The organism is Pseudomonas sp. BF-RE-21, from assembly GCF_019947305.1.
Taxonomy (GTDB): Bacteria; Pseudomonadota; Gammaproteobacteria; order Pseudomonadales; family Pseudomonadaceae; genus Aquipseudomonas; species Aquipseudomonas migulae.
Window position 1 is genome coordinate 1 of sequence record NZ_JAGYGF010000041.1, and the last position, 19,749, is coordinate 19,749.

Annotated in this window: 22 protein-coding genes and 1 riboswitch; of the genes, 4 read left to right on the forward strand and 18 right to left on the reverse strand. The window is 61.2% G+C overall.

Features of this window, described 5'->3' with window-relative positions; all coding sequences use genetic code 11:
- The first annotated feature begins 521 nt into the window (after window positions 1-521).
- Window positions 522-1,004 carry a hypothetical protein gene (locus KGB25_RS22035; protein WP_008033583.1) on the forward strand — a complete coding sequence of 161 codons (483 nt, stop codon included), beginning with the start codon at window positions 522-524 and terminating at the stop codon, window positions 1,002-1,004.
- Between the two features lie 146 nt (window positions 1,005-1,150).
- On the forward strand, window positions 1,151-2,431 hold the full coding sequence (locus tag KGB25_RS22040; protein ID WP_008039174.1) for an OmpP1/FadL family transporter: 1,281 nt from the start codon (window positions 1,151-1,153) through the stop codon (window positions 2,429-2,431).
- Between the two features lie 90 nt (window positions 2,432-2,521).
- On the opposite strand, the gene KGB25_RS22045 is transcribed toward KGB25_RS22040, so the two are convergent.
- The 14 genes from KGB25_RS22045 to cobO all read right to left on the reverse strand — a co-directional run bounded on the left by KGB25_RS22045 (window position 2,522) and on the right by cobO (window position 14,056).
- On the reverse strand, window positions 2,522-3,070 hold the full coding sequence (locus KGB25_RS22045) for a glutathione peroxidase (RefSeq protein ID WP_404943247.1): 549 nt from the start codon (window positions 3,068-3,070) through the stop codon (window positions 2,522-2,524).
- A gap of 61 nt (window positions 3,071-3,131) precedes the next feature.
- Window positions 3,132-3,254, reverse strand: coding sequence for a hypothetical protein (locus tag KGB25_RS30420; RefSeq protein WP_008033574.1), 123 nt, complete (start codon window positions 3,252-3,254; stop codon window positions 3,132-3,134).
- Window positions 3,251-4,459 (reverse strand): MFS transporter, encoded by a 1,209-nt coding sequence (locus tag KGB25_RS22050; RefSeq protein WP_008033572.1) that lies wholly within the window; start codon window positions 4,457-4,459, stop codon window positions 3,251-3,253. Before KGB25_RS22050 ends, KGB25_RS30420 begins: the two co-directional genes overlap by 4 nt.
- Window positions 4,460-4,511: 52 nt before the next feature.
- The gene (locus KGB25_RS22055; RefSeq protein ID WP_008033571.1) at window positions 4,512-4,916 is read right to left on the reverse strand and encodes a MarR family winged helix-turn-helix transcriptional regulator; all 405 of its coding nucleotides are present in this window, start codon (window positions 4,914-4,916) and stop codon (window positions 4,512-4,514) included.
- 153 nt (window positions 4,917-5,069) lie between these two features.
- Entirely contained in the window at window positions 5,070-5,804 is a 735-nt protein-coding gene (locus KGB25_RS22060) for an adenosylcobinamide-GDP ribazoletransferase (RefSeq protein ID WP_223436642.1), read from the reverse strand.
- Window positions 5,805-5,806: 2 nt separating this feature from the next.
- Window positions 5,807-6,382 carry an alpha-ribazole phosphatase family protein gene (gene cobC / locus KGB25_RS22065; protein WP_223436644.1) on the reverse strand — a complete coding sequence of 192 codons (576 nt, stop codon included), beginning with the start codon at window positions 6,380-6,382 and terminating at the stop codon, window positions 5,807-5,809.
- Window positions 6,379-7,434 (reverse strand): nicotinate-nucleotide--dimethylbenzimidazole phosphoribosyltransferase, encoded by a 1,056-nt coding sequence (cobT, locus tag KGB25_RS22070; RefSeq protein ID WP_223436646.1) that lies wholly within the window; start codon window positions 7,432-7,434, stop codon window positions 6,379-6,381. Before cobT ends, cobC begins: the two co-directional genes overlap by 4 nt.
- Window positions 7,431-7,952 carry a bifunctional adenosylcobinamide kinase/adenosylcobinamide-phosphate guanylyltransferase gene (gene cobU / locus KGB25_RS22075; protein WP_223436648.1) on the reverse strand — a complete coding sequence of 174 codons (522 nt, stop codon included), beginning with the start codon at window positions 7,950-7,952 and terminating at the stop codon, window positions 7,431-7,433. Before cobU ends, cobT begins: the two co-directional genes overlap by 4 nt.
- Window positions 7,953-8,080: 128 nt before the next feature.
- Window positions 8,081-9,532: a cobyric acid synthase gene (locus KGB25_RS22080; RefSeq protein ID WP_223436650.1), complete on the reverse strand. Its 1,452-nt coding sequence runs from the start codon at window positions 9,530-9,532 to the stop codon at window positions 8,081-8,083.
- On the reverse strand, window positions 9,529-10,521 hold the full coding sequence (cobD, locus tag KGB25_RS22085; RefSeq protein ID WP_223436652.1) for a threonine-phosphate decarboxylase CobD: 993 nt from the start codon (window positions 10,519-10,521) through the stop codon (window positions 9,529-9,531). Before cobD ends, KGB25_RS22080 begins: the two co-directional genes overlap by 4 nt.
- Window positions 10,514-11,422, reverse strand: a complete 909-nt coding sequence (gene cbiB, locus KGB25_RS22090) for an adenosylcobinamide-phosphate synthase CbiB (RefSeq protein WP_223436653.1) — start codon at window positions 11,420-11,422, stop codon at window positions 10,514-10,516. Before cbiB ends, cobD begins: the two co-directional genes overlap by 8 nt.
- Window positions 11,419-12,069, reverse strand: coding sequence for a 5,6-dimethylbenzimidazole synthase (gene bluB / locus KGB25_RS22095; protein ID WP_223436656.1), 651 nt, complete (start codon window positions 12,067-12,069; stop codon window positions 11,419-11,421). The genes cbiB and bluB overlap by 4 nt, the downstream gene beginning before the upstream one ends.
- A complete protein-coding gene (locus KGB25_RS22100; protein WP_223436658.1) occupies window positions 12,066-13,448 on the reverse strand; it encodes a cobyrinate a,c-diamide synthase in 1,383 nt (460 codons plus the stop codon). Before KGB25_RS22100 ends, bluB begins: the two co-directional genes overlap by 4 nt.
- On the reverse strand, window positions 13,445-14,056 hold the full coding sequence (gene cobO, locus KGB25_RS22105; protein WP_008033559.1) for a cob(I)yrinic acid a,c-diamide adenosyltransferase: 612 nt from the start codon (window positions 14,054-14,056) through the stop codon (window positions 13,445-13,447). Before cobO ends, KGB25_RS22100 begins: the two co-directional genes overlap by 4 nt.
- Window positions 14,057-14,136: 80 nt before the next feature.
- Window positions 14,137-14,372: riboswitch (cobalamin riboswitch) on the reverse strand.
- A gap of 154 nt (window positions 14,373-14,526) precedes the next feature.
- Between cobO and KGB25_RS22110 the strand changes: the two genes are divergently transcribed.
- The gene (locus KGB25_RS22110) at window positions 14,527-15,111 is read left to right on the forward strand and encodes a hypothetical protein (protein ID WP_008033558.1); all 585 of its coding nucleotides are present in this window, start codon (window positions 14,527-14,529) and stop codon (window positions 15,109-15,111) included.
- Window positions 15,112-15,179: 68 nt separating this feature from the next.
- Window positions 15,180-16,493: a PQQ-dependent sugar dehydrogenase gene (locus tag KGB25_RS22115; RefSeq protein WP_223436661.1), complete on the forward strand. Its 1,314-nt coding sequence runs from the start codon at window positions 15,180-15,182 to the stop codon at window positions 16,491-16,493.
- A gap of 77 nt (window positions 16,494-16,570) precedes the next feature.
- Here the strand turns inward: KGB25_RS22115 and KGB25_RS22120 are convergent, their stop codons facing one another.
- From KGB25_RS22120 to hda, 4 genes are all read right to left on the reverse strand, one after another.
- A complete protein-coding gene (locus KGB25_RS22120) occupies window positions 16,571-17,224 on the reverse strand; it encodes a class I SAM-dependent methyltransferase (protein ID WP_223436663.1) in 654 nt (217 codons plus the stop codon).
- A 15-nt stretch (window positions 17,225-17,239) separates the two neighbouring features.
- Complete coding sequence (locus tag KGB25_RS22125; RefSeq protein ID WP_008033547.1) at window positions 17,240-17,776, reverse strand: C40 family peptidase; 537 nt, start codon at window positions 17,774-17,776, stop codon at window positions 17,240-17,242.
- A 220-nt stretch (window positions 17,777-17,996) separates the two neighbouring features.
- The gene (locus KGB25_RS22130; RefSeq protein ID WP_008033546.1) at window positions 17,997-18,623 is read right to left on the reverse strand and encodes a C40 family peptidase; all 627 of its coding nucleotides are present in this window, start codon (window positions 18,621-18,623) and stop codon (window positions 17,997-17,999) included.
- Window positions 18,624-18,836: 213 nt separating this feature from the next.
- Complete coding sequence (gene hda, locus KGB25_RS22135) at window positions 18,837-19,541, reverse strand: DnaA regulatory inactivator Hda (protein WP_008033543.1); 705 nt, start codon at window positions 19,539-19,541, stop codon at window positions 18,837-18,839.
- Window positions 19,542-19,749 lie beyond the last annotated feature (208 nt).

Sequence of the window (19,749 nt, forward strand, 5' to 3'; positions counted from 1 at the left end):
GTCGCCCCCTCGAGAGGCCGAGTGGAGGTTCTGCGCAGTGGGCAACCCGGCATGGATGCCGGGTTAGCCGCGCACGGCCAAGGATGGCCGATCGCGGCGGGCCCACGGAGCAGGACCGGAGCGAGGGCATGGCGAGCATTAGCGAGCCACCGAACGAAAGGGGCAAAAGCGCTTTGGTTACTTTGGGGCTTTTCCAAAGTGACTCGCCGTAAGGGCGAAACCAATAGCAGCCGTTACCCCAAGAATGGATATGCACCCAAACAAAAGCACACCAGCCCCCCTAAAAAACGAATCTTTTTATTGCCCGATATTTCCCTTTTCGCAGTCCCCGCGTAAGCACTAACCGATATAACGGTTATAACTGTCCGCCAGAAATATTTTAAAAACAGACCTTTACAGCGCGAATATGACACTACACTTCAACTCAAGCGGCTTGAACCGCTTACGGCGAGCCTGAGTCGATCCACCCGCTGCCAACGCTAAGTTCAGGACTCGCCGACCACTTCTTGTTCGAGGGTTTTATGGGTATCGCTGCCAGCGAACTGTGCCGTTATGTGATCCGTCCGACACTGATCTACCTGGGACGCCATAGCGCGACCGCCGAATCCCTGCTGCTGGGCATCGCCGCCAGTCAGTCAGCCCTTGGTTCCGCCCTGCATGACCGCCGTGGACACGGCTTGTACCGAATCGCCGAACCCCGCCACCAGGCACTCTGGGACCATTACCTGGCACTTGATCCGGAACGCGCGAGCCTGGTGCGCGGACTGGCCAGCCAGCATGCGTTCCTCAGCGGCCCACACCTCGAATTGACCGTAAACCTGCGTTACGCCACAGCCATCGCCTGGCTGCTGGTCGAAGAACAGAACACCCCCCTCCCCGAAGCAGACGACTTGCTGGGAATGGCCCGAATCTGGCGCCAGACCTTCCAGCCCCAAGGACGCCTGAGAGATTTCACCTACGCCTGGCAAACCTGTGTATCACCGTTGAATCAAGTCGCCTGCTGACCCCCTCGCTTAACAAGATCGCCCAACAGGTCGCGATTTTGGTCGGATTGTCCTACAAAACCGCTCTAAATCAAGCAATACAGCCTATAGCGCTGGGACGAAAATGTTGGTAATTTTCGCCCCGGTGATCACCAGGAGTTCTAATAATGAAAAAAGTAATGCTCAAAACCACCCTTAGCCTCGCCGTTGCCTTGGCATCCACCCAAATCTTCGCAAGTGGTTTTGCCCTCAACGAACAAAGCATCAGTGGGATGGGCACTGGTTTTGCCGGGCGATCTTCTGCTGCCGACGACGCATCCACCGTTTTTGGCAACCCTGCCGGTATGTCTCGCCTCAAGCGCGAACAAGTGACCGGTGGGGTTGCATTTATCGACGCGCACGCTGACATCAGCGATGCAAGCTCCCGCCCGAATAGTGGTACCAACAAAGGTGACATGGTCCCTTTCATGGGCGTACCCATGGGCTACTACGTAAAGCCAATCGATGACCAGTGGGCTGTCGGTTTCGGCGTCTACGCACCATTCGGCCTGGTGACCGACTACGAGAACGGCTTCGCCGGCAAATACTTCGGCAGCAAGAGCGAAGTCACGATCGTCACCCTGCAGCCAACTGTCAGCTACGCCTTCAACGACAAGGTGTCCATCGGTTTCGGTCCGACCATCAACCGCATCGACGGCAAGCTGGAATCGAACCTGTCGCTGAACCCGCAGGCAGCGGACGGTACCGTCAAGATCAAGGGTGACGACACCGCTATCGGCTACAACATCGGCATCATGGTTCAAGCCCTCGAAAGCACTCGCCTCGGCCTGACCTATCACTCGAAAGTGAAGTACAAGCTGGACGGTGACACCAAGGTCAACTACGGCGTACTCGCGGCGCTGGGCCAGAACCCGAACCAGAAGTTCGACGCTTCGCTGGACATCACCACGCCTGAGTCCGTGGACTTCTCGGTCACTCATCAGCTGGACGATAAGTGGACCCTCTACGCAGGCAGCACCTGGACTCGCTGGAGCCGCCTGAAAGAAATCACCGTCGAGAACGAAGGCGTTCCTGCCGCTCTGGCAGCGCGCGGCCTTCGCACGATCACTGAAGAGCAGAACTGGCACGACACCTGGGCTCACGCCATCGGTGCTTCCTATCAGCTGAACAAGCAATGGGTGCTGCGTACCGGTCTGTCCGTCGACCAGGCGCCGACCAACAACGAAAACCGTTCCCCGCGCATTCCGACTGGCGATCGCAAGATCTTCAGCCTGGGCGCTGGCTGGAGCCCGACCGACGACCTGACCATCGACGTAGCGTATTCGTACCTGCGCGAAGAGTCGGTCAAGGTCAACAACAGCAACGGTGCTCCTCGCAACCAGACCTACAACGCCAAGTATGAAAACTGGGCGAACGGTTTCGGCATTGGTGCGACCTACCGCTTCTGATGTGATTCACGGCGAGCCTGAACCCCTCGCCGCCTGAATCAAAAAAGCCCCGCGCTCTTTACAGAGGCGGGGCTTTTTAGTGGATGTCGATCAGGGTTGTGAAGCCAGGGCTTTTTCCACGGCGGCGATGAATTCTGGATCGTCAGGCGTGGTGAGGCTGGAGAAGTTGGCGATCACCTTGCCTTTGCGATCGACCACATACTTGTAGAAATTCCACTTCGGCGCATCGCTTTGGGCGGCAAGCACCTGGAACAGATGAATCGCATCATCACCGCGAACCTTCTGCGTCTCGGTCATAGTGAAGGTCACGCCGTAATTCACGTAGCAAACCTTGGCGGTTTCCGCACCATCCTTGGATTCCTGCTTGAAGTCATTGGAAGGCACACCGATCACCTCCAGCCCCTGCCCCTTGTAACGCTGATTCAGCGCCTCCAGGCTTTTGAACTGAGGGGCGAAACCGCAAAAGCTCGCGGTGTTGACCACCACCAGCGGTTTGCCGGCGAAGCGCTGGCACAGGTCGATCGTTTCCTTGGCCCGCAGCTTGGGCAACGAGCCTTGCAAAAGCTCAGGGCACTCGTCGGCCGCTTGAGCCAATCCGGTAAACGCCATGAGTAACGCGGGAACGGCAAACCAGCGCATCAGCATGTCCATGCATCCTTGAAAAGTCGTCTGCATTGAACTTACTCGCCCTCACATCGTGCTAGCAAGCGCCCATGCCCAATTGCATCAACGCCAGCCCGCCCTGATGCCAGCCCCACCACGCCAGGGCCAGCAGCAACAGGCCGCCCGCTGCCACGGCGATTCGTGGCCAGAGGCTGTTCATGTCGCGCTCATCCGGGTTTGCAGGCGCGCCACCGGCCGCTCACGCACTGGCCAATTCAAGGCAGCCGCCAACAGGCTCAAAAGAATCGCTACTTGCCAGATCAAGTCATAACTCCCGGTTCGGTCATACACCACCCCGCCCAACCAGCCCCCCAGGAACGATCCGAGCTGGTGGAACAGGAAAACGATCCCACCGAGCATGGACAGATTTCTTACGCCGAACAAGGTCGCCACAGTGCCGTTGGTCAACGGCACCGTCGACAGCCACAGGAAGCCCATGGCCATGCCAAACAGATACGCCGTGGTTGTCGTCACCGGCGCCCACAGAAACAGGACAATCACCACAGCCCGCAGCACATACAGACCGGTGAGCAAACGCGGCTTGGACATCCGCCCGCCGAGCCAGCCCGCTGTGTAAGTACCGAAGATGTTGAACAACCCGATCAGCGCCAGCACCGTCGTACCGACCGTGGCGGGCAAATGCTGATCCACCAGATACGCCGGCAAGTGCACGCCGATGAACACCACCTGGAAACCGCAGACAAAAAAGCCGAACGACAGCAGCCAGAATCCCGAATGGGAACAGGCTTCGCGCAAGGCTTCGGACAGGGTCTGCTCGTGACCGAGAACCGGCAACGGCTTGTCCTTGAGCATGCTCACCAGCGGCACGATCAGCGCGACCAACAGGCCCAGCGCCAGCAATGCCGCCGACCAGCCGAGCCAACCGATCAAACCCAGCGTGCCCGGTACCATCGCGAACTGGCCAAAAGAGCCGGCAGCGCTGGCGATGCCCATGCCCATGCTACGTTTCTCCGGGGGTACCACGCGGCCAACCACGCCCAGGATCACCGAAAATGAGGTGCCCGACAGCCCGATACCGATCAATAGTCCCGCGCTCAGCGACAGGGTTACCGCCGAATCGGACAAGCCCATGAACAGCAGGCCCATCGCGTAGAGCACGCCGCCGATCAGCACCACTTTCGCCGCGCCGAAGCGGTCGGCCAACGCGCCGGTAAAGGGCTGCGCCAAGCCCCAGATCAGGTTCTGCAAGGCGATGGCAAAGGCAAACGTCTCACGCCCCCAACCGAACTCGGCACTCATCGGCGCCAGAAACAGCCCGAAGCCGTGTCGCACGCCCAGAGACAACGCAAGGATCAGCGCACTCCCCACTAAAACCCAACCGCAAGTACGCCACATCGATGTCATTCTTATTCTCCGGTAGCGGGTATATACCCGCTTAAGATCGGAAAAACTGGCGTCAGGCCAGTTCGTCCAGCAGCTTCAGCAAAATTTCGCGTTTTTCGGCGCCCAGACGATCAACCAGTCGCTGCTGCGCCGCCTCCCAGGCCGGCAAGGCCGCTTTCAGGCGTTCAGCGCCGGCCTCGGTCAACCGGACGATGCGATTACGCATGTCTTCGCCCTCGACCAGCATGACCAGGCCGTCACCTTCCAATACCCGCAGATTGCGCCCGAGGGTGCTGCGGTCCAGGCCCATGGCTTCCGCCAGGGTGGAAATACTCGGTTCATTCAGACGCTGCAGATTGCACAACAAAGAATACTGGGCAACGTTGATTCCGAAGCCGTCGAGAGCGCCGTCGTAGTGCCTGCTGACGCCACGGGCGGCGCGACGCAGGTTGATGCATAAACATTGAGAGTCGAGCATGGTGCGTGTATATACCCGCGGTTGAATGAATGCAAATTTTTGATACAAAACCCTGTAGGAGCGAGGCTTGCCCGCGAAGAACGATAACTCGGTTTTTCTGTTAGACCGCGGGGCACTCTTCGCGGGCAAGTCGGATCGCCGCACCGCTCGCTCCTACAGGAACAGTGCAAGGCCAATCAGTAAAACCATCTCCAGCAATTCCAGCAACGCCCCCGCCGTATCGCCCGTGGTCCCGCCCAATCGCCGCAGCATCACCTGCCGCAACCAGACAAACACCAGCGCCGCCAACACCAACGCCACGACACCGCCGAGCCCTGCCATCAGCACACAAGCCAATGCACTGAGCGCCAGCACCTGCTTGCCAGCCAGACGCGGCAGATGATCGGCCAGCGCCTGCCCCAAGCCACCTGCCCGCACATACGGCGTAGTCAGGAACAGCCCGAGCAACGCAGCACGGCCAATCAACGGAACGATGATCAGGAAAACGCTTTGCTGCTGCTCAATCAATGCCAGCAACGCCGCGAACTTCAGCAGCAACACCAATACCAGCGTGACCACCGCTATCGGACCGCTGCGCGGGTCCTTCATGATCGTCAGCGTTCGCTCGCGATCGCCGAAACCACCGAGCCACGCATCAGCGCTATCAGCCAGGCCGTCGAGGTGCAACGCACCGCTGAGCAACACCCAAGCCGTCAACAGCAACGCCGCGTGCAGCAACAACGGCGCGCCCGACAACGCCCAGTTCAACGCCCACAAGATCCCGCCGAACAACAGCCCCACCAGCGGATAAAACAGCAGCGAGCGCCCCAGTTCCTGCGGCGCCGGCATGCCCGGCAGACGAATCGGCAGGCTGCTCAGAAATTGCAGGGCGATCCAGAACGGCAACATGATCAGATCGCTTCCTTGAGAATGACGCCGGGTTCGACGTTCAACGAAAACAGCGAACCATGGCCCACTTCAACGTTGAGCAACTGCTCGCGCGGCAATCCCCGCGCCTGCGCCAGCAACAAACGCATGACGCCGCCATGACTGATCAGCAACACACGCTCGCCCGCGCAGGCAACCTGCAAACGCCCGACCGCGGTCAGCACTCGCGTTGAAAAATCCTCGACCCGCTCACCCTGCGGCGGCGTAAACGAATAGGGATCGGCCCAGAACAAACCCAACGCCTCGGCATCCGTTTCCATCAGCGCCGCTGCGCTCTGCCCTTCCCAGGCACCGAAATGCAGTTCTTGCAGATCTTTTTCCAGCTGCACTGGCAAACCCAGTTGCGCCCCGAGTTCTTCGGCGAACCGCGCACAGCGTTGCAATGGCGAACTGACCAGACGATCCCATGGCCCCTGCGCGACCACCGCTGCGCGCATCTGCGCCCAGCCTGTGGCGGTCAGTGCATCGTCGAGGCTGCCGCGCAAACCGCCGCCCAGTTCGGTTTCGCCGTGACGCAACAGGTCCAGGCGCAAGGTCATGCCGGACGGTCCGCCACGGCGGCTTCGGCGAAGGTCGCCATTTGCCCGTGGAGGTCACACGCCAGGCGCAGCAACGGCACGGCCAACGCCGCGCCGCTGCCCTCGCCCAAGCGCAGACCGAGGTCCAGCAAGGGTTCGGCGTTCAGGGTTTCCAGCACATGGCGATGACCCGGCTCGGCACCGCGATGCCCGAACAACAGCCACTCGCGGCATTGCGGATTCAAGCGCACCGCCACCAATGCGGCGACGCTGCAAATGAACCCGTCCACCAGCACCGCGACGCCTTCCTGGGCACAGGCCAGATATGCGCCGACCAGTGCGGCGATTTCAAAACCACCGAGGTTGAACAGGGTTTGCAGTGCATCGCCACGCTGAGCGCTGTGCAAGGCCAAAGCGCGCTCGATGACCTGAGCCTTATGGCTGACACCCGCCGCGTTGAGGCCGGTGCCCGGCCCGGTCAAGTGCACCACCGGACAATCCAGCAAGGCGCAGGCCAATGCACTGGCCGCCGTGGTGTTGCCGATGCCCATCTCCCCGCCGATGAACAACTGCGCGCCCGCCGCAATGGCGCGCTGCACGCTGTCGCGACCGGCCTGCAAGGCGAGTTCACCCTGGGCTTGAGTCATGGCCGGGCCGTCGACAAAATTCGCGGTGCCGGCACCGATGTTCAAGTGGCGCACACCCGGCAGATTCAGCGACGGCGTGACCGTGCCGAGGTCGACCACTTCGAGCGACGCGCCGAGTTGGCGCGCCAACACACTGATCGCCGCCCCACCGTTGACGAAGTTGTGCAGCATCTGCCCGGTGACTTCCTGGGGAAACGCCGACACACCTTCGGCGACCACGCCATGGTCGCCGGCAAAAATCGCGATCCACAGCTGATCCAGGCTCGGCTTGACCTGCCCCTGCAATCCCGCCAACTGCACCGCCACCGACTCCAGCCGCCCAAGGGAACCGGCCGGTTTGGTCAGTTGCTGTTGCCGGGCTTCAGCCTGCTCGACGGCTTGGGCATCGATCGGCTTGCAGGGGTTCAGCCACCAGGATTGAGTCATAACGCAGTTCCTTTCAGAGTCAGGGGCAGGCCGGCGACGGTCAGGACGACTCGCTGACAGCGCTCGGCCAAAGCTTGATGCAGCCAACCGGCTTCATCGACGTAGCGGCGAGTCAATTCGCCCAGCGGTACGACACCCATTCCGGTCTCGTTGCTGACAAAAATGATTTCACCCGGCAGTTCGGCCAGGCAGTCCAGCAGGGCTTCGCGTTCGGCTGTCAGGCGCTCGGCGTCGTCGAGCATCAGCAGATTGGTCATCCACAGGGTCAGGCAATCCACCAACAGGCAACGCTTGGCACAGGCGGTTTCACGCAGGACGCGGGCCAGCTCAACCGGTTCTTCGATCAGCGCCCATTCGGCTGGACGACGGGCGCGGTGGTGGGCGACCCGCTCGCTCATTTCACCGTCCAGGGGTTGGCTGGTGGCGATGTAGGTCACCGGGAGCTGGCTGTCTGCTGCCAGTTTTTCGGCCAGGCGACTTTTGCCGGAACGGGCGCCGCCGAGGATCAGTTGCAGCATGGTTCATTCCTTCAAATAGGCGGTGCGGTCAATGGCCTCTTCGCGGGCAAGCCTCGCTCCTACGGGTTTGCGCGACTCTCGATCTTGTAGGAGCGAGGCTTGCCCGCGAAGGGGCCAGAACAGCCACCTCAAATCCCGCAGAGCTCACGCAACAGTCGGGTATCCAGATGCTTCTCCACCAAATCCGCCAACCGCTCGATATCTCGCTCACGCAACCCGTGGTAATCCACTTCCTGCACATCCTGCAAACCCGCCCAGCGCAACAGCGCACTGCACGCCGCCGGCGATTCAAACAGGCCATGCAGGTAGGTGCCGAAAATCTGCCCGTCGCCACTTTGCGCGCCATCGCAACGGCCATCGTCCAGCTGCACGGCGGCATTTTCCAATGCCGGGCCGGTGGTGACGCCGGCATGAATTTCGTAGCCGCTGACCGGCGCATCTTCCAGCGCCAGACGCCCGCGCACATTGCGCAACTGCTTTTCTTCTTCCAGTTGCGTTTCGAACGCCAACAACCCCAAACCGGCGCTGGAGCCCGGCGCACCTTCAAGGCCCAACGGATCGTGCACCTGCTCGCCGAGCATTTGCAGGCCGCCGCAAATACCCAGGACTTTTCCGCCGTAGCGCAGATGGCGGGCGATGGCGGTTTCCCAGCCGTTGGCGCGCAGATACGCAAGGTCGCTGCGCACGCTTTTCGAGCCAGGAAGAATGATCAGGTCGGCGGGCGGAATCGCCTGGCCGGGGCCGATGAATTGCAGGTCGACTTGCGGGTGCAGGCGCAGCGGATCGAAGTCGGTGTGGTTGCTGATGCGCGGTAACACCGGCACCACCACTTTGAGCACTTGATCGGCCTTGTCGGTCTGGCGCTGATCGATGCCGTCCTCGGCTTCCAGGTGCAGGTCCATCACGTACGGCAGAACGCCAATCACCGGTTTGCCGGTGCGTGCTTCCAGCCAGTCGAGGCCCGGCTGCAGCAGCGCAATGTCGCCGCGAAAACGGTTGATGATGAAGCCTTTGACCCGTGCCTGCTCGCTTGGCGACAGCAGTTCCAGGGTGCCTACCAGATGCGCGAACACCCCGCCGCGATTGATGTCGGCGATCAATACAACTGGGCAATCCACTGCCTCGGCGAACCCCATGTTGGCGATGTCGCCGGCGCGCAGATTGATCTCGGCCGGTGAGCCTGCTCCTTCGACCATGACCACTGGATACGCCGCGCTCAGTCGCGCATGGGAGGCCAGCACCGCTTGCATGGCGATGGCTTTGTAGTCGTGATAGGCGACCGCGTTCATGGTCGTGACGGCGCGCCCATGGATGATCACCTGAGCACCGGTGTCGCTGTTGGGTTTGAGCAATACCGGGTTCATGTCGGTATGCGGTTCGAGGTTGGCGGCTTGAGCCTGCACGGCTTGCGCGCGGCCGATCTCGCCACCGTCAGCAGTCACGGCGCTGTTGAGCGCCATGTTCTGCGGCTTGAACGGCACCACGCGCACGCCCTGCCGCGTGACCCAGCGACACAACGCCGTCACCAGCGTGCTTTTACCGGCGTCCGATGTAGTGCCTTGCACCATCAGCGTAGTCATCGGCTTTCCTTGGCGTAATCTGTAAACGCTTGCGCGAGACGGGTCCAGTCGGCTTCTTCGCCGGGCAGGCCGAAACGCAGGCTGCTGTTGTGGGTGAACAACCGCAGCAGAATGCCGCGCCGGGCCATGAACTCATGCAGCTCTTCGGCGCACTCGGTCACCAGCCATTGAAACAACGCGCAACCGCCCTGAGGTTTGAAGCCGTGTTCTTCAAGCAACAGCGCCAGCCGTTTGCTGGCTTCTTCGGTACGCAGACGTTGTCTGGCGTGGCCTTCGGCATCCTTCAGGCAGGCTTGCCCCAACACACGGGTCGGTCCGCTGACGGCCCAGGGGCCGACTTGTTCGGCGAGCAACTTGAGCAACTTGCGCTCCGCCAGTACGAAGCCCAAGCGCACCCCGGCCAGACCAAAAAACTTGCCGAAGGAACGCAGCACGATCAAGCCCACCATATGGGCACATGGCGCCAGACTCAGTTGCGGCGTGTTGTCCATGAACGCTTCGTCGACCACCAGCCAGCCGCCGCGCTGCGCCAGCCTGGAATGCCAGTCGAGCAGACGACTCGGGGTCAGGCTCAAGCCCGTCGGATTGTTCGGATTGACCACCACCAGCACATCGAGACTGTCGATGAAGAAGTCGACTTCCTGCTCCAGCACTTCTCGCACTATATAACCGTTGCGACGCCAAGCTTCGGCGTGCTCGGCGTAACACGGCGACAGCACGCCAACCTTGCCGTCCCGCCGCAAACGCGGCAGCAACTGGATCGCCATTTGCGAACCGGCCACCGGCAACACCTGCGCGGTGCCGTAATAATCACAGGCGGCCTGCTCCAGACCGTCATCGTTTTCCGGTAACCGCGCCCAGGCGCGCAACGGAATGTCCGGGACAGGAAACGGCCAGGGCGCGAGGCCGCTGGACAGGTCAAGCCAATCAGCTTCGGCGATACCGTATTCGAGCGCAGCCTTGCGTAACCGTCCACCGTGTTCAAGCATAGAATTCAGCTCCCACGCAGAGAATCAGCAGCCATAACCATACCCCGCGCTGGACCAATTGCCAGCCACGGTCAATGGAGTCGGCGTCCGCCGGCACGCCTTCGCCCAGCTGCGGACGCTGATGCAACTCGCCGTGATAAATCGCCGCCCCGCCCAACTCGACACCCAGCGCACCGGCTCCCGCAGCCATCACCGGCCCGGCGTTCGGGCTGTCCCAGGTCGGGCCCTGGGTGCGCCAGCATTTCAGTGCGAGTCGGGTTTTGCCCAGCAGCGCGTAGGTCAATGCCGCCAGCCGCGCCGGAATGTAGTTGAGCACGTCGTCGATTTTCGCCGCCGCCCAGCCAAACCGTTCGAAGCGTTCGTTGCGATAGCCCCACATCGCGTCCAGCGTATTGCTCAATCGGTAGAGCACCACGCCCGGCGCACCGGCCACGGCAAACCAGAACAGCGCAGCAAACACCGCGTCGCTGCCGTTCTCCAACACCGATTCGGTAGCGGCGCGGGCCACTTCGGTTTGATCCAGTTCGCTGGTCTGGCGACTGACCAGATAGCCAACGCGTGTGCGCGCCTCCTCCAGATCATCACTGCGCAGCGCCTTGGCGACCGGCTCGACGTGTTCACCGAGACTGCGCAGGCCGAGGGCGCAATAGAGCGCGAGAATTTCAACGATCCAGCCAACGTAAGGCGCCCAGGAAAGCGCCGTGGCCAGCAAGGTCAGCGGCAACACCGCAATCACCCATGCCGTGACGCCGTGACTGCGCCAGCCGCGCCCGCCACCATTGAAACGTTGCTCGATGCGGTCGGCAAAACGGCCGAACGCCACCAGCGGATGCCAGCGCTTGGGTTCACCCAGCAGCGCATCCAGCGCAACCGCGGCGACACTCAACAACGCCACACTCATTGACTCACTCCCCAATAATTTTCGTACAGCATTTCACTGAGCGGGCGCGCTTGCGCCCAGCCTTCGAGTACCAGCATCGGCGCCGGATAGAATTCCTTGACCGGGCCCAGGCAAAGAACAGCCATAGGCTTGGCCCCGGCGGGCAAACCCAGCAGGTCGGCCAGGGCTTGCGGCTCGAACAAAGAGACCCAGCCCATGCCGAGTCCTTCTGCACGGGACGCCAGCCACAGGTTCTGGATCGCGCAGGACAACGACGCCATGTCCATTTCCGGCAAGGTGCGACGGCCAAAGATGTGCCGCTCGCGATCGTCCATCAGCGCAGCGACCAGCACTTCGGCGCAGTCGTTGATGCCTTCGACTTTCAACTTCATGAATTCATCGGTGCGCTCGCCGAGGGCTTCGGCGGTGCGCATGCGCTCCTCTTCCACCAGCAACTGGATCTTGCCGCGCAAGGCCCGGTCACTGATGCGGATGAACCGCCAGGGCTGCATCAGGCCGACGCTTGGCGCCTGGTGCGCGGCGTCGAGCAGGCGCCGGAGCAACTCGGGTTCGACGGTGCCGCCGCTGAAGTGGCGCATGTCGCGGCGTTCGGCGATGGCTCGGTAGACCGCTTCGCGTTCGGCTTCCGAAAAGGCGTTGTCGGTCATGGCCTCATCGCTGGCAAGCCAGCTCCTACAGGGGTTAGGTGATCAACTGTAGGAGCTGGCTTGCCAGCGATGGCGGCCTCCCGGTCAGGCGCAAACAACGCGGCAATCGCGGTCGGATTCGACGGAAAATAAAAATGCACATAAGAAGCGGTCATCCGCCCCTCACGATAAACCGCCTCCGCCCCACGCCCGCCATTCGGACTCAGGCCACGAGCAATCGGCTCAAGCTCGGTGCTGGTCAGCGAGTGATGATAGGTATGCCCGCGCAGCGAACCTTCCGGCAAGTCAACCGCCTGCAACGCCAGCGCCGCCAATCGTTTCTGCATCACCGCATCACCGCTCAGCAAACCAACCAGCTCCGCCCGCGTGCCTTCGACATCGGTCAGCGAATCGAGCAAATACAACATGCCGCCACACTCGGCCAGCAAGGGTTTACCCGCCGCGTGATGAGCGCGGATGGCGTTGAGCATTTGAGTATTCCGAGACAGCGCCACATGGTGCAATTCCGGGTAGCCGCCCGGCAGATAGAGGCTGTCAGCCTCCGGCAATTGCGTGTCGCGGATCGGCGAGAAGAATGACAATTCGGCGCCCATGGCCCGGAGCAAATCCAGGCTCGCGCCGTAGGTGAAAGCGAACGCCTCATCACGGGCCACGGCGATTCGGACACCGGCCAGCAACGGCTCGGCGGCGATCACTTCTGGAGCGGCGAATTCCACAGGCGGCGGCAGCGTAACGTCGCAGCTGTTGGCCAGCGATTCGGCCGCCGCATCGAGGCGCAGGTCGAGGTCATTCAGCTCGCTGGCTTGCACCAGACCAAGATGCCGACTCGGCAGCTCGATCCCGGTTTCCCGGGACAACGCGCCGTACCAGCGCAAGCCTTCGGTCAGGCTGCCTTCGAGCAATTGCGCATGGCGCAAGGTGCCCACGCGGTTGGCCAGCACGCCGGCGAACGGCAAGTCCGGCTGATACTTCGCCAGCCCCAGCGCCAGCGCACCAAAGGTCTGCGCCATCGCCGTGCCGTCGATCACCCCGAGCACCGGCACACCAAAGTGCCGCGCCAGATCGGCGCTGGACGGCGTGCCGTCGAACAGGCCCATGACACCTTCGATCAGGATCAGATCCGCTTCACCGGCGGCTTCCCACAACAGTCGACGACTTTCCTGTTCGCCGACCATCCACATGTCCAGCTGATACACCGGCGCACCGCTGGCGCGCTCGAGAATCATCGGGTCGAGAAAGTCCGGGCCGCATTTGAACACGCGCACCTTGCGACCCTGATTGCGATGCAAACGGGCCAGCGCGGCGGTGACGGTGGTCTTGCCCTGACCGGAGGCCGGCGCGGCAATCAAGACCGCCGGGCAATGACGTGGTTGATTCACAGCTCGACGCCTTTTTGCGCTTTGATCCCGGCCTGAAAGGCGTGCTTGATGACACCCATTTCAGTGACCGTGTCAGCCAGCTCGATCATTTCCGGCTTGGCGCCGCGACCCGTGACGACAACGTGTTGCATCGGCGGACGCGCCTGCAAGTCGCTGAGCACCTGATCGAGGTCGAGGTAGCCGTGCTTGAGGGCGATGTTCAGTTCATCGAGCACCACCAGGCCGATCGACGGATCGCGCAACAGTTCGCGGGACACTTCCCACGCGGCTTCGGCGGCGGCGATGTCACGCTGGCGGTCCTGGGTTTCCCAGGTAAAGCCCTCGCCCATCACATGAAAACGCACCTGCTCCGGGAAGCGTCGGAAGAACAACTCTTCGCCCGTGCTGCTGCGCCCCTTGATGAACTGCACCACGCCGCACTGCATGCCGTGGCCCATCGAGCGGGCGAGCATGCCGAAGGCCGAGCTGCTTTTGCCCTTGCCATTGCCGGTCAGCACCAGCAGCAGGCCGCATTCATTCGGGGAATTGGCGATGCGTTCGTCGATCACGGCTTTTTTGCGCAGCATGCGCGCCAGATGGCGTTCGTCACGATCGGGAGTATCAGTCATGGGGGAGCTCTCCGTTGAGGCTGGATAACGGCGGGCAGGCACAAGAATAGACGGCAAGAAGCCTGGCATCGCCCACCGTGATGCCGCTGAATGGATCAGGCCGGTCTCCGGGCTCATGAGCGGCGTTTCGCCTGACTGCGCGCCTTCCCATATCGACATTCGACACAGTGGCTCAAGGCGCAGCCTTCACTCATTTACCGTTGCGGGGGCAGCGCCGGGATCGTGGTTGTTCATGAGTTGAACGAGCGCACACACCGGCTTCCCTGTTTCACTCTGTCGACCGACGCCACAGAGCACCTGAAACAAGCCGCGAAGGTTAGAGGGTTGGGGGTGGAGCGTCAATTAAAGCCGGGAGACCGCCGGGCGAATAACTGCCGTCGATCAATAAAATGACGCCAATCTTGTGCCACACTCCAAGCAGTGATATCAAAGCGCCACAACCTGACAACACAATAACAAGGGTGAGCCACATGCAAGGCATGACCATCAGCAATCCGAAGCTGGAATTCCTGCGCCCGGTGCTGGAGCGCTGGTTTGACTGTATCGACCGCTACAACGCGGTGCGCGGCGATAACGACACGCCTTACTGGTACGACGAAAAAGCCAACCTCGGCTTGCTCTCGGCTGCCGCGTGGATGGCGGAAATGGTCACGCTGCAGAACACACCCACCCGCAAACAAAACGAGGAAGGCGAACGCAACGCCCGCGCCGACCTGTTCATCGCCAGCAGCGAAGAACGCGCCTACCTCCAGGCCACGCAACGCTGGCCACGGGTCAACAGCTTGAACCTGACGCAGGCCCTGGCCGATATCACCAGCGACGCCAAGCGCATCAGCTACGCCAGCGACCTGAAACTCGGCTGCCTGTTCGTCGCCCCGCAAAAGGCCCAGCACGGCGCCACGCCGGAAGAACTCCAGGACATGGTCGACGACCTGCAAAAGGAACACAGCTGCGCGGTCGCCTGGTATTTCCCCTACGCCTACCGCAAGTTGCGCAACGAAGCGGGCAACTATCATCCCGGCATCGCCGTACTGTTCAAGGAAGCCCGCGGCTGACCGGTTGAACCATCGCGGGTTTGCACTTCTCTATTGATCAGGTCACTGCATTTATAGGGAAGATCAGCATGCACAAGCCCCTGCTCGTTCTCGTCATCGCCCTCACAGGAGGGCTCGCTGCCTGCAGCGAGACCTCCACCCTGCAAGTCTCCGACGGCACCGGCCCGTCCCCTCGACTGCCAGAACCGAACAAGACCCTGATCCCGACAGTCAACATCGCCCCGGCAATCGGCTGGCCGGACGGCGCGAAACCCACGGCAGCAGCGGGAACGCAAGTGGCGGCATTTGCTGAAAACCTCGATCACCCGCGCTGGCTGTACGTGCTGCCGAACGGTGACGTGCTCGTCGCCGAAACCAATGCGCCGCCCAAACCCGATGATGGCAAAGGCGTTAGAGGCTGGGTCATGAAGAAAGTCATGGGCCGCGCCGGTGCCGGCGTCCCAAGCCCGAACCGCATCACATTGCTGCGCGACAAAGACCACGACGGCATCGCCGAAACTCGCACGGTGTTTCTGGAAAACCTTAATTCGCCCTTCGGCATGACCCTGGTCGACAATGACCTGTATGTCGCCGACACGGACCGCTTGCTGCGATTTCACTACGAGGACGGCGCCACGACCATCAAGTCGCCGCCGATCAAAGTGGTTGATCTGCCGGGCGGCACGCTGAATCACCACTGGACCAAAAACGTGATCGCCAGCAAGGACGGCAGCAAGCTGTACGTCACGGTGGGTTCCAACAGCAACGTCGCCGAAAACGGCATGGATCAGGAAGAAGGTCGCGCGGCGATCTGGGAAGTGGATCGCGCCACCGGCAAGCATCGGATTTTCGCCTCGGGCCTGCGCAATCCCAACGGCATGGCCTGGGAACCGCGGAGCGGCGCGTTGTGGACGGCGGTCAACGAGCGGGATGAAATCGGCAGCGACCTGGTGCCGGACTACATCACCTCGGTCAAGGACGGCGGGTTCTATGGCTGGCCTTACAGCTACTACGGCCAGCACGTCGATATTCGCGTCGAGCCGCAAAACCCGGACCTGGTGGCCAAGGCCATTGCTCCGGACTACGCGGTCGGCCCGCATACCGCCTCACTGGGCCTGACGTTCGCTGAAGGCAACAGGCTGCCAGCGCAATTCAAGGAAGGCGTGTTCATTGGCCAGCATGGTTCATGGAACCGCAAGCCGCACAGTGGTTACAAAGTGATTTTCGTGCCGTTCAGTGCCGGCAAACCGAACGGAAGCCCGGTTGATGTGCTCACGGGCTTCCTCAATGACGAGGAAAAAGCCATGGGCCGGCCGGTGGGTGTGGTGATTGATCAGCAAGGTGATTTGCTGGTGGCGGATGATGTGGGGAATAAGGTGTGGCGGGTGTCGATAGCGAAGTAATCCCGCCATCTGTAGGAGCGAGGCTTGCCCGCGAAGGCGTTTTGCCTGACACACCGCTTCGCGGGCAAGCCTCGCTCCTACAGTTTGCGGCAGAGGGTTAAACCATCGCCCAGCGGCAACAACGACAGATCCACACGCGAGTCATCCTTCAAGGCGCGGTTGAGCGCCTGGATAGCACGAGTGTCTGCGCTTTCGGGATTCGGCTCCAACACCCGCCCGCTCCACAGGGTGTTATCGAACACCGCCAGACCACCGACGCGCAGCAGACGCAATGCGTGCTCCAGGTAGGCCGGATAGTTGGCCTTGTCGGCATCAATGAAAATCAAATCGAATTGACCGGGTTGATCCAGCCGAGCCAGGGTTTCCAGCGCGGGCGCCAGGCGCAGGTCAATTCGTTCGGCAACGCCCGCTTCCTTCCAGTAACGGAGCGCCGTGGCGTTGTAGTCGCCGGGGATATCACAGCAAATCAGCGAACCGTCATCCGGCAATGCCGCCGCCATGCACAACGCGCTGTAACCGGTGAAGGTGCCGACTTCCAGCAAACGCCTCGCGCCGGTGAGTTTCACCAGCAATGCGAGAAACTGCCCCTGCTCCGGCGCCACCTGCCAGCGCGCCATCGGCAGCGCCTGGGTTTCATCGCGCAAACGCTTGAGCAGCGGCGTTTCCCTCAGGGAAACGTCGAGCAGGTATTGATACAAGGAATCGTCGAGATTGAGTGTGCGGGCGGTCATGACGACCTCTGCGAACTAGGGGTTACGCGCCAAATGCTCGGGTTGCAGAACACGCTTGGCGCTCAGGTAAGCTTTCTGCCAATACGCTTTGGACAAGCTGTCGAGCTTCACCGTGCCGCCAGTGGCTGGTGCATGGACGAAACGGCCTTCGCCAACGTAGATCCCGGCATGGCTGACCTGGGAGCCGCCATTGGTGGCGAAGAAAACCAGGTCGCCGGTTTGCAAGCCTTCCTTGCCGACATTGGCTGCCTGCATGCTGATCATCTCGCGCGTGGTGCGTGGCAGGGAAATGCCCGTCACGTCACGGTAGACATAACCGATCAGGCCACTGCAATCGAACCCGGAATCTGGCGTATTGCCGCCCCAGCGATAAGGCGTGCCCACGAGGCCCAAGGCGCGAAACAACACGTCTTCCGCCTCAGGCGAAAAAGGTTGTGCGGAGCCGAAGACAATGGGTGCGCGAACCACCGGCGCAGGTGGCGGTGTGCGGCTGGCGCAGGCACTGAGCAGCGCTGCGAAGAACATGAGTGCGAGGCGGGCCGACATCGTCATAAGCAGAACATCCTGATCTGGCTGCGGCTTTTTCCACCGCAAAGGCAGAAAAGAAAACCGCCTGCGCAGGACGCAGGCGGTTTGCCATCAATAATAGATCAGGATTCTAGCGGGTACGCGGCAAACTTCAAGTAAGACTTTAAGTTCGCCTTACAAACTGTCCGCCTACTCTGTTGCAGAGAGGCCGTTGCCGCCACTGATGTGGCGACAGGCTGGACAATTACTTGCGTGCCGTGACCACGGTCGGGGCCATCGCGAGTGCGCGCTTGGCTTCGATGAAGGTTTTGCTCCAGTAGCTGTCGCCCAGGCTATCGACCCGGACACCACCGCTTTTGCGGCTGCTGGAGTGGATGAACTGGTTGTCACCCAGGTAGATCCCGGCGTGACTGACACGACCGCGGCGACCATTGGTGGCGAAGAACAGCAGATCGCCCGGCTTGAGCGCGCTACGGGAAACCAGTGGCGCGTCAACGTTGATCATTTCGCGAGTGGAACGCGGCAGGTTCATGCCGGCCTCTTCACGAAACAGGTAACCGATGAAGCCGCTGCAATCGAAGCCAGCCTCGGAGGTGCCGCCGAAACGGTAACGGGTACCGATCAGGGACATGCCACGCTCGAGGATGCTGTCGGCCAGAACCGGAAGCTGGTAGGACTTGCCGTCGGCGAAGTCTGCCAGTTCTTTATCGGTGGCCAGTTCTTCCTGGAAAAGAACGGAAGAAGATTGCGCGGTAACTGAATTTTTAACCTGCTGTTGTTGCTCTTGCTGGGACACTGGAGAGTGAGCAGCGCAACCGAACAACAGGGTGACGAGTGCGAGAGGCACGAGGGGTGCGAAGCGATTTAGCATGGGCACGACCGTGGCTGATAGTTGTAAAGAAGCCGAGACTATGCCCGCTATCAACCTCATTTGCAAATTCAATCGAACTTTATGTGACTTCTTGGTTTCGCGTTTACATCTAAGCGCTTAAGCCCCATTTAGACGCTCGCGCAGCCTGCCCCATGCAGGAAAGCGGATTTTGTGGCGCCTGAAATATGCCGCAACCCCTGAAAAACCTGGGCCTTACCAGCCCAACGTTTCTTTCAGGAACGGAATGGTCAGCTTGCGTTGAGCTTGAAGGGAGGCCTGATCGAGACGCTCAAGCAGCTCGAACAGCGCGCTCATGCTGCGAGTACCGCGAGTCAAAATAAAATGCCCGACTTCGTCGGTCAGGTGCAGGCCGCGACGGGATGCGCGCAGTTGCAAGGCACGCAATTTGTCTTCGTCGGACAGCGGACGCATCTGGAAGATCAGCGCCAGGGTCAGACGGGATTTCAGGTCCGCCAGCTTCACCGGCAATTCGCGCGGCGAGGTCGATGCTGCAATCAGCAAACGCCGACCGCTGTCACGCAGGCGATTGAACAGATGGAACAACGCCTCTTCCCAATCCGCGCGCCCGGCAACCGCTTGCAAGTCGTCGAGGCAGACCAGTTCGTATTGTTCGAGGTTGTCGAGGATTTCGATACCGCGATCCAGCAGCTCGGCCAACGGCAAGTACACCGCTGGCTCCCCCAACTGTTCAAAGCGCAGACAGGCCGCCTGCAGCAGATGCGTACGCCCTACCCCGTCCTTGCCCCAGAGATAAATCAGGCTTTCGGTCCAGCCGGCGTCGGCTTCGCAAAGCCGCTCGACATAGCCGAGTGCAGCGGCATTGGCGCCTGGGTAGTAATTGATAAAGGTAGCGTCATCACGCAGACGCACACCTAGGGGCAGCTGAATCGGTTTCATGCTGACTGAACAGTTCCAAAGGAACCGTTAGTGGCCTCTGTGTAAAGTTTGCGAAGTTTATACCCGTGACGCTGACCGCACAATGCGACAGACCATAAGCAAAATCAAAGGTTTGCGTTATCGCACCGGTTTTATGACTGTTTCTTTGGCGGCGCATGTGACAGCCACGCAAGGGATACGGGCCAGCCTGGCACTGAACCAGGCCGCC

What these genes read in the sequence shown, in the direction of transcription:
- KGB25_RS22120 (WP_223436663.1), bottom strand. Translation starts at nt 17,224, where the DNA reads ATGACCGCCCGCACACTCAATCTCGACGATTCCTTGTATCAATACCTG.
- KGB25_RS22055 (WP_008033571.1), bottom strand. Translation starts at nt 4,916, where the DNA reads ATGCTCGACTCTCAATGTTTATGCATCAACCTGCGTCGCGCCGCCCGT.
- cobT (WP_223436646.1), bottom strand. Translation starts at nt 7,434, where the DNA reads ATGACTCAATCCTGGTGGCTGAACCCCTGCAAGCCGATCGATGCCCAA.
- KGB25_RS22130 (WP_008033546.1), bottom strand. Translation starts at nt 18,623, where the DNA reads ATGCTAAATCGCTTCGCACCCCTCGTGCCTCTCGCACTCGTCACCCTG.
- cbiB (WP_223436653.1), bottom strand. Translation starts at nt 11,422, where the DNA reads ATGAGTGTGGCGTTGTTGAGTGTCGCCGCGGTTGCGCTGGATGCGCTG.
- cobO (WP_008033559.1), bottom strand. Translation starts at nt 14,056, where the DNA reads ATGACTGATACTCCCGATCGTGACGAACGCCATCTGGCGCGCATGCTG.
- cobD (WP_223436652.1), bottom strand. Translation starts at nt 10,521, where the DNA reads ATGCTTGAACACGGTGGACGGTTACGCAAGGCTGCGCTCGAATACGGT.
- hda (WP_008033543.1), bottom strand. Translation starts at nt 19,541, where the DNA reads ATGAAACCGATTCAGCTGCCCCTAGGTGTGCGTCTGCGTGATGACGCT.
- KGB25_RS22050 (WP_008033572.1), bottom strand. Translation starts at nt 4,459, where the DNA reads ATGACATCGATGTGGCGTACTTGCGGTTGGGTTTTAGTGGGGAGTGCG.
- KGB25_RS22110 (WP_008033558.1), top strand. Translation starts at nt 14,527, where the DNA reads ATGCAAGGCATGACCATCAGCAATCCGAAGCTGGAATTCCTGCGCCCG.
- KGB25_RS30420 (WP_008033574.1), bottom strand. Translation starts at nt 3,254, where the DNA reads ATGAACAGCCTCTGGCCACGAATCGCCGTGGCAGCGGGCGGCCTGTTG.
- KGB25_RS22045 (WP_404943247.1), bottom strand. Translation starts at nt 3,070, where the DNA reads ATGCGCTGGTTTGCCGTTCCCGCGTTACTCATGGCGTTTACCGGATTG.
- bluB (WP_223436656.1), bottom strand. Translation starts at nt 12,069, where the DNA reads ATGACCGACAACGCCTTTTCGGAAGCCGAACGCGAAGCGGTCTACCGA.
- KGB25_RS22060 (WP_223436642.1), bottom strand. Translation starts at nt 5,804, where the DNA reads ATGTTGCCGTTCTGGATCGCCCTGCAATTTCTGAGCAGCCTGCCGATT.
- cobC (WP_223436644.1), bottom strand. Translation starts at nt 6,382, where the DNA reads ATGACCTTGCGCCTGGACCTGTTGCGTCACGGCGAAACCGAACTGGGC.
- cobU (WP_223436648.1), bottom strand. Translation starts at nt 7,952, where the DNA reads ATGCTGCAACTGATCCTCGGCGGCGCCCGTTCCGGCAAAAGTCGCCTG.
- KGB25_RS22125 (WP_008033547.1), bottom strand. Translation starts at nt 17,776, where the DNA reads ATGACGATGTCGGCCCGCCTCGCACTCATGTTCTTCGCAGCGCTGCTC.
- KGB25_RS22040 (WP_008039174.1), top strand. Translation starts at nt 1,151, where the DNA reads ATGAAAAAAGTAATGCTCAAAACCACCCTTAGCCTCGCCGTTGCCTTG.
- KGB25_RS22035 (WP_008033583.1), top strand. Translation starts at nt 522, where the DNA reads ATGGGTATCGCTGCCAGCGAACTGTGCCGTTATGTGATCCGTCCGACA.
- KGB25_RS22115 (WP_223436661.1), top strand. Translation starts at nt 15,180, where the DNA reads ATGCACAAGCCCCTGCTCGTTCTCGTCATCGCCCTCACAGGAGGGCTC.
- KGB25_RS22080 (WP_223436650.1), bottom strand. Translation starts at nt 9,532, where the DNA reads ATGACTACGCTGATGGTGCAAGGCACTACATCGGACGCCGGTAAAAGC.